Raw genomic sequence first — 7,502 nt, 5'->3', positions numbered from 1 at the left:
GAGCCTTTGCCGTGCCATCGAGCGGGAGAAGCTCGCCATCAAGTGGTCCGCCTTCGTGAACCCCGGCTTCTTCAACGCCCCCTTGGTTGACTCCATGGTGGCCGCCGGCTGCGACGCCATCGAATTCGGCAGCGAGTCGGGTTCCGCCACCATGCTCAGAAGCCTGGGGAAATCGTTCGGCGTCTCCCATCTGCGTAGCGCCTCCAAGCTCTGCCGCGAGGCCGGCATCGACTTCGCCCACTATATCCTGTTCGGCGGGCCGGGCGAAAGCGAGCAGACCATCGACGAGACTTTCGCGCTTGCCGATGAACTGGATGCCGTCGCCATGATCGCCATGACCGGGATCAGGATCTTCCCTGGTACGCCACTGTACGAGCGCGCCATGGTGGACGGGGTGATCACGGCCAGGACTCCGATGCTGGAGCCGGTTTTTTATCTTTCACCTCCCATCCGGGAGACACTCTGTGATATGGTGGCGACGCGCGCCCTGGAGCGCAGGAACTGGGTGGCGCCGGGGATGGAGCTGAACATGAGCGACGCCATGCTGGACGCCATGCGCCGCTTTACGGTGCGCGGCCCGCTCTGGAAACAGCTGAAACGGCTCTCCCGGAGCAGGATCAAGCCGATGTAGCCGGTCTGCGATGCAGCCGATCTGACATTGAAGCAGGAGCAGTCTTAATGGAATTCGAATACCGGTCGGTCATCGTCACCGGCGGCACCCGCGGCATCGGCAGGGCGATCTCCCTGCACTTCGCCCGGCTGGGCGCCACGGTGACCGCTGCCTACCTGAATAACGACGTCGCCGCCCAGGAACTGGTACGTGAGGCCGCAAGCCTCGCCGGCTCAATCTCCACCGTCAAGGCCGACGTCTCCACCTCGGAGGGGGCCAAGGCGCTGATCGACGCCGCCTGGGCTGCTCACGGCTCGCTGGATATCCTGGTCAACAATGCCGGGATCATCCGCGACTGCTACCTTCCCATGATGTCGGAGGCCGACTGGGACTCGGTCGTGCGCGGCAACCTTGACCCGCTCTTCCACTGCTGCAAGTGGGGGGTGAGGAAGATGATGGCCAAAAGGCGCGGGGTGATCGTCAACCTTTCCTCCGTTTCCGCCTTCTCGGGTACCGCCGGGCAGACCAACTACGCAGCCAGCAAGGGGGCGGCCGTCAGTTTCACCAAGTCCCTCGCGCGGGAAGTCGGTCCCATGGGGATCCGGGTCAACGCGGTGGCTCCCGGACTGATCGAGACCGAGATGATTGCCGGCATGAAGGGTGAGGTAGTGGAGCGGATCGTGGGCGCCTCCGCTCTGGGGCGGATGGGGCGCGTCGAGGAGGTGGCCGAGGCCGTCGCCTTTCTGGCCTCCGACCGAGCCTCCTATATCACCGGCCAATGTCTGGTGATCGACGGCGGCATCCTGTAGTTCGTTAGAGAAGTGGGTAATTGCAGCGAGGTGTCATGAGAAGCAGCACTAAGAGCAGAATTGCCATAACCGGCCTCGGCATCTTCACTGCCGCGGGTAGGGACGTCGCGTCTTTCACTAGATCACTTTTGGATGGCACCAGCGCCATTGGAGCGGTCGACCTCTTCGATGTATCCCCTTTTCCCTCTCACATCGGGGCGCAGGTGCAGGGCTTCGATCCGCTCGACTACTTCCCCGCCCAGGTGGCGCGCAAACTCTCCCGCGTCGACCAGTTCGGGCTGATCGCGGCCGGCGAGGCGCTCAAAGGCAGCGCTGTCGGTGGTTGTTACTCCCCCTACGAAATCGGGGTCTGCGTCGGAGCAGGCGCCTCCGGCATGCTGCAGTGCGAGGAGTGGCTGAGCGAAACGCTGGCAGGCCGCCACGGCAAGGGCTCTCTATTGCGCGGGCTGCTCCCCGATCGTACCGCGACTTGCATCTCCCAGACCTACAACCTCTGCGGGTACCAGTCCAGCATCACCACCGCCTGCTCCTCCTCGGCCAGTTCCATCGGCTGGGGGGCCGACCTGGTGGCTGCCGGACGCCTGAAGGCCGCACTGTGCGGTGGCTCCGATTGCCTCTCCCTGTTGACCTTTGCCGGTTTCAACGCCCTGCGGGTGGTCGATCCGCAACCGTGCGCCCCCTTCAGCCTGGGGCGCCAGGGGATCACCCTGGGTGAAGGGGCCGCCTTCCTGGTTCTGGAAGGTGAGGAGGATGCCAAAGCCCGGGGCGCCCGTATCCACGGTTACCTGCTCGGCTATTCAGTGGCCGGCGAGGCCTACCACATGACCGCTCCCGACCCCAGCGGCACCGATGCGGCGCGGGTGATGACCGAGGCGATAGCTCGCGCCGGTGTTTCCGCCGGAGATATCGGCTGGGTCAACGCGCATGGTACCGGCACCCCTCTCAACGATATGGTGGAGTCCAAGGCGATGAAGGTCGTCTTCGGCGAGCGTGCATCGGAAGTCCCCCTGGTGTCGGTGAAGGGATTGACCGGGCACTGCCTGGGCGCAGCCGGAGCGGTGGAGGCCGTTTCCACGCTGCTCGCCCTCAAGGAGGGGATCATTCCCCAGACCCTGAACTTCCGCGGACAGGATCCGGAATGCGACCTCGATTACTGTCACGCCGCTCCCAGGGAAAGCGACGCCTCGATAGCCCTTTCCAACTCGTTCGCCTTCGGTGGCAACACCACCTCGCTCGTTATTTCGAGATGAGGGAAGGGAAGGGGACTGGCTCCGGCTAGGTGCCTGTCACCCTCTCCAACTAACTCTGACTCACCGAGTCATAAGCAGTATGGAGCAAGCAGGTGCAAAGAAGGAGTTTCAGTGAATAGTGCACACGACGATATCGTCATTTCTGGCGTAGCCGCCATTTCCGCAGCTGGTGTGGGAACCGCCGCACTGATCGAGGCACTTGCTGCCGGGAACAGCAAGCTGCAGCCGGTTCCCGAGGACGTAGTCGGCGAAAGCGGCCACCTGTGGGGGAAGGCCGACTCATTCAAGGCCTCAGACTACATGTCGCCGCTCAAGGCGCGCAAGTTTGACAGGAGCAGCTTGATGGCGGTGGTCGCCGCCGGCATGGCCCTCAAAGATGCTGCCATCGACGTCGCCGCCCTCGATTCCAGCAGGATCGGCATCGTCCTCGGTTGCGGCTTCGGCGGCATCGCCTACGCCGAGGAGTTCTTGCGCGGCTATTTCACGGCCGGCACAGAAGGGCTGGTCCCCATGCTCTTCCCCAACATCGTTCCCAACGCGTCTGCCAGCAACGCATCCATCGAACATAAGCTGAAAGGTCCCAACGTCACCCTCATCCAGCGCTTCTGCTCCGCCGAATCCGCCTTCTTGATGGCCATGCGCTTTTTGGAGGAGGATCGTGCCGATATCATGCTGACCGGTGGCGTCGACGAACTCTTCGCCGGCATGTTGAAAGGCTTCAAGTCCATCGGGCAGTTGAACAGCTTCGGTGGGTGCTTCAGTGAGGGAGCCGGCCTGCTGGTGCTGGAGAGGGGTGGTCACGCCCGCCGTCGCAACGCCCGTATCCTGGCCGGGGTCGGCGAGGTGAGGTCCATCGGGCGGCTTTCCCCGGGACTCGAGGCCGAGGGTGTTGAGAGGCTGCTAGGGAACTCCGGCCGTCCCGGCCTGATGGCACTTTCCGGCACCGCCACCTCGGATGGCGAGCTTTTGGCCTGCCTGCCGGAGGCGCCGGTACTGGATACCGGCCGCATACTGGGACGCGCCCTGGCCATGGGAGGTCTCTCCATGACCGCCCTGGCGCTCTCCCTCAAGCCGGGTCAGAGCGGGGTGCAGATCGCCGCTTCGCCGGAAGGTCCCTACTACGCGATCGAAATGACCGGAGGGGATCCTGTTTCATCCTGATCCTTGCAAATATCTCCCCCATCGACCGCCTTTTCTGTTCATAGACCTGGTACTCTCCCTGGATCCTGGTGTCGTTGCCACCGGAGAACTCGGTGTCACCGGAGAGCTTTACTTTCCTCCGGTATTCCTGGTGGAGGCCATCGCCCAGTTGGGCGGCATCGCCGCCGGACAGAAGGATGGCGAGGGTGGGGTGCTGGCGGGCTTCAGGGACGTGGTGCTGCCAGCTCGCGTCATGCCCCATGGCAAACTCCTCATCACCGCCAAGGTCGTGAAAATATTCGGTCCCCTCGTGCAGGTGGATGGAGAGGTCCGGCAAGAGGGTGAGGTAATCGCGACCGCGACCGTCACCTTGGCCATGACCGGGCCAAAACAGCGCTGATTTACATGGACCTCGGGAGAGGGTAGGGGTGAGGGAAATCGCGAATTACCCTCGACCTATGGTTTGACAGGTTAGGCGGAGTAGGTGTGAAACCGTTCGTGCGGAGCCTGTCGAAGCATGAACCCCAACTTCTTCCCCCTGTAAAAGCCGTAAGAGTTTCAGGCCCTTCGACAGGCTCAGGGTGAACGGCTTTTTTTCTTTAGTGACAGTACCTCTCTCAAATGTGTTGAAATAGGTGGGTTGATGACCAAATTTTTTCTCGCCCTGCTGCTGCTCCTGACTGCCACCGTCTCCGCCTACGCAGCCGCCGACCCGGCGGTCGAGGCCATGGAGACGCTGCGGCGCGGTTTTGCCGGCACCAACGATTTCACCGCCGACATCACTCAGGAAAAGCAGCTCGCCCTGATGAAGAAGAAGATGGTCTCCAAGGGTGTGGTCCGCTTCAAAAAGCCGGATACCTTCTTCATGGAGTTGTTGCCGCCTCATCCGAGCCGGCTGCTCCTGAAGGACAATGTGATGACCATGCGGCTTCCGGAGCAGGCGGTGACCGAGAAGGTCGTGCTGCCGCCCGAGGAGGGGCTCAAGAAGTGGTTCGCCTTCCTGGGGAAGCCCATCACCACCCTCCCGGAAGGGGTGGCGATCAAGGCGGAACGGCGCGGGAAACTTTGGAATGTGCAGATTTTCCCAAAGAGCAAGGGAGCAGTTCGGCAATTGACGCTTACCTTCGACGCCGAGGGGAAGATCAGTCGCATTGTCATAGATGAGCACAACAAGGACCAGACCATTCTTTCCTTCAAGAACGTCCGTCGCAACATCGGTCTGCAGGAGCGTGATCTCAAGGCTGAGTGATAGGACCGCCATGCCCATCCTCACCCTGACCCTCCCCTTGAAGGGGAGGGGACCACAGGTGTTACTCACATAAGTTAGCGGCGGCCTGTCATAGGCTTTTTCCCAGATCACCCAACTTCTCCCTCTCCTTCAAGGAGAGGGGCGGGGTGAGGATGTGGGGGGGGAGCCATTCACCCTGAGCCTGTCTTAGGGCATCAACAGCCAGTCCAGAATGAAGTTCAATGGAGAATCGACCGTGCCTTCCACCTCGTTGAGCCTGTTCTTGAGAAGCCTGATCCTTTGCCTCATCGTCTTTACGCTGTCCGCCTGTGCGACGGTCAAGAAACCTCTCACCGGTATCGTTGCCGGGCGTGAGGTCGAGACGCTGCAGTCGTCCATGTCCGTCTCGGTCAGGACCGGCGAGCACACCACCAGCGGCCGCGGCTTCCTCGTCTACAGGCAGCCGGACCGCTTTCACCTGGCGCTGCTTTCCCCCTTTGGCTTGACCGTCTTCGAGGTCTTCATCGATGGCGACAAGATCACCTGTCTCGTTCCCAGCAAGCAGCTCGCCTACAGCGGCCGGTTCTCCGAACTGCCACCGGATAGTCCCCTGCAAAGCATGGCGATGATGAAATGGGTACAGGTCCATCCTTCTCCTGCCAGTATTCCTCCCGGCACCAAGGAGACCATCGATCCCTCCGGCGATCACTACTACTTCGATGATCACAGCCTGGTAGACCACAAGGTCTCTCCAGAAGGAGACAAGGTCGCCTATCAGGATTATGGCAACGTGGACGGCGTAGCTTTCCCTGAAACTATCGTGATCAGCAGCCGTTACGGCACCACCGTCCGAATCGTCTTCGATGAGCCCCAGATCAACCAACCGGTGGAAGATGGGGCGCTGACTCCGGTGACCGAGGGATACAAGGTCCTTCCGCTGGCCGAGTTCAAAGGCTTCTAGAAGAGGATGCCCAATCTTACCCCGGCCTGGCTGGCCGCCGCCACCAAAACCGCCGTAGTCGCCCATCTTGAGTGGATGTACCGGATCACCACCAAGCGCCCGTTGAGGGTTGTGGTGGTCTCCCTCATCCTGCTCGCCCTGTCGGCCGTCTCCATCTTCAGCGTCCGCTTCGAAACCGATTTCTTCAAGCTGTTCCCCTCCCAGCGGGGCGCCCTGCGGTTGTTCCTCGATACCCTCAACTGGAGCGGCAGCTCCCGCGAGGCCTATTTCCTGCTGGAAGGGGATCGCGAGTCGCTGCTTCGCGAAGGCGAGGCCTTTGCCGGCAAGCTCAAGGCGCTGCAGGTCGATGGCCAGCCTGCCTTCGAAAAGGTCGTTTATCGGACCTTCGATCCCGCTGAGGCCGCTTCTTTCGCGACCTTCATCTCCTATGCGGCCAGCAAGCCGCAGCTCTTCCTGTCACCGGAACAGGTGTCCGACTATGCGGGGAAACTCCGGCCAGCAAGCATGGACGCCGCTCTCCAGCGTGCCCAGGCGGAGCTGGCCAGCCAGGCCGGCATGGCAGCCCGCGATATCATCGCCGCCGATCCGCTCTACCTGCGGGATTTGGTGCTCCCCCGGCTGAAGAAGGGTAGCCAGTCCCTCGACCTCGATCCGACTTCGCCCTATTTTCTCTCGCGGGACGGCCGGGTGCTGATCATCATCGCCCAGACCGCCCGTTCGGTGCAGGACATCGACTTCGCCCGCAAGCTGGTGGCCGGCATCAACAGCGCCCGGCGCGGCTTTTCCGTCCATATCTCCTGCACCGGCGCCCAGATCGCTGCCGTCATCGACGAAGCGACCATGAAGCGCAACGTCCAGGAATCTATCGTCGTCTCGCTGGTGGTGGTGCTCGCGCTGTTCTACCTCACCTACCGGCGGGTCATGCCGACCCTGCTCATCCCGGTCATCCTCCTCTTCGGCGTCGCCCTGGCCCTTGGCACCGCCGCGATCTTTCTCCGCTCCATTCACATCATCTCTTTCGCCTTCATGTCGCTCATCATCGGCATCGGCACCGACTATTCCATCCATATCTACGACCGCTTCTATGCGGAGCGTGCAGCCGGGATCCCTACCGATGAGGCCCTGCGGCTCGCCCTTATCCAGACCGGCCACGGCGTCTACACCGCCGCCACCACCACGGCGATCCCTTTCCTGATGCTGATGGTCTCCGACGTGCGGGCGCCCTTCGAACTGGGGCTTCTGGTGGGTTTGGGGGTCATCTTCTCGATGTACGCCTCTTTTCTGTTCCTGCCCCCGCTGTTGATCTATGCGGAGCGGCGCTTTCCGAAGGTAGGCTACCAGCCCCTGCCAACCTTCGGTCAGGCCTCTCTTTGGAGGTTCAGCCGGAGAAGGCCGCGCCGGACAGTGGTGGTCTCCCTGCTGCTGATCGCCTCACTGCTGGTCGCCGGCTGTTTCATCCGCTTCGAGGAGGACCTCAAGAATCTTCAGCCCAAGCACTCCGAGG

At 62.1% G+C, this 7,502-nt stretch carries 8 protein-coding genes; all 8 read left to right on the top strand.

All coding sequences use genetic code 11. From position 1 onward, the window contains the following. Positions 1–631 (top strand): B12-binding domain-containing radical SAM protein (locus VJ604_RS14530; protein WP_324083688.1); only part of this gene is annotated, 631 nt, incomplete at its 5' end. 47 nt (positions 632–678) lie between these two features. Beyond that, a complete protein-coding gene (locus VJ604_RS14525; RefSeq protein ID WP_324083686.1) occupies positions 679–1,419 on the top strand; it encodes a 3-oxoacyl-ACP reductase family protein in 741 nt (246 codons plus the stop codon). A gap of 35 nt (positions 1,420–1,454) precedes the next feature. Beyond that, the gene (locus VJ604_RS14520) at positions 1,455–2,669 is read left to right on the top strand and encodes a beta-ketoacyl-[acyl-carrier-protein] synthase family protein (protein ID WP_324083684.1); all 1,215 of its coding nucleotides are present in this window, start codon (positions 1,455–1,457) and stop codon (positions 2,667–2,669) included. A gap of 111 nt (positions 2,670–2,780) precedes the next feature. Further along, a complete protein-coding gene (locus VJ604_RS14515) occupies positions 2,781–3,830 on the top strand; it encodes a beta-ketoacyl synthase N-terminal-like domain-containing protein (RefSeq protein ID WP_324083682.1) in 1,050 nt (349 codons plus the stop codon). A gap of 130 nt (positions 3,831–3,960) precedes the next feature. Then, positions 3,961–4,209, top strand: coding sequence for a hypothetical protein (locus VJ604_RS14510; protein ID WP_324083680.1), 249 nt, complete (start codon positions 3,961–3,963; stop codon positions 4,207–4,209). A gap of 243 nt (positions 4,210–4,452) precedes the next feature. Next, on the top strand, positions 4,453–5,058 hold the full coding sequence (locus VJ604_RS14505; protein ID WP_324083678.1) for an outer membrane lipoprotein carrier protein LolA: 606 nt from the start codon (positions 4,453–4,455) through the stop codon (positions 5,056–5,058). A gap of 211 nt (positions 5,059–5,269) precedes the next feature. Beyond that, complete coding sequence (locus VJ604_RS14500; RefSeq protein ID WP_324083676.1) at positions 5,270–5,998, top strand: outer membrane lipoprotein LolB; 729 nt, start codon at positions 5,270–5,272, stop codon at positions 5,996–5,998. A 6-nt stretch (positions 5,999–6,004) separates the two neighbouring features. Then, the coding region (locus VJ604_RS14495) for an MMPL family transporter (RefSeq protein ID WP_324083673.1) at positions 6,005–7,502 on the top strand (1,498 nt) is incomplete at its 3' end.

Origin of the sequence: Geomonas sp., from assembly GCF_035254065.1 — a bacterium.
GTDB lineage: Bacteria > Desulfobacterota > Desulfuromonadia > Geobacterales > Geobacteraceae > Geomonas.
This window is presented reverse-complemented; position numbering and strand designations above follow the sequence as displayed.